This window comes from Citrobacter sp. Cpo061 (assembly GCF_030332845.1).
GTDB lineage: Bacteria > Pseudomonadota > Gammaproteobacteria > Enterobacterales > Enterobacteriaceae > Citrobacter > Citrobacter portucalensis.
The window spans coordinates 1-265 of record NZ_JAOWHB010000010.1; the positions used below are offsets into that span (position 1 = coordinate 1).

The window sequence follows — 265 nt, forward strand, 5'->3', positions numbered from 1 at the left end:
CAGTAAGGATGGTGGAGCTATGCGGGATCGAACCGCAGACCTCCTGCGTGCAAGGCAGGCGCTCTCCCAGCTGAGCTATAGCCCCATCGTAGTTATCTCATTCACCTTAATTCTTGCTGAAACAAGGCGTGGAACGGTGAAGCATACTGATGTATGCGAGTCGTTTCACAACGCGGTATCAGAAAGAATTTGGTAGGCCTGAGTGGACTTGAACCACCGACCTCACCCTTATCAGGGGTGCGCTCTAACCACCTGAGCTACAAGC

Annotated in this window: 1 tRNA gene; it reads right to left on the reverse strand. The window is 52.8% G+C overall.

Annotated elements, in window-relative coordinates:
* Positions 1-9: 9 nt before the first annotated feature.
* Positions 10-85 (reverse strand) — tRNA-Ala (locus OGX97_RS00585).
* Positions 86-265: the final 180 nt, after the last annotated feature.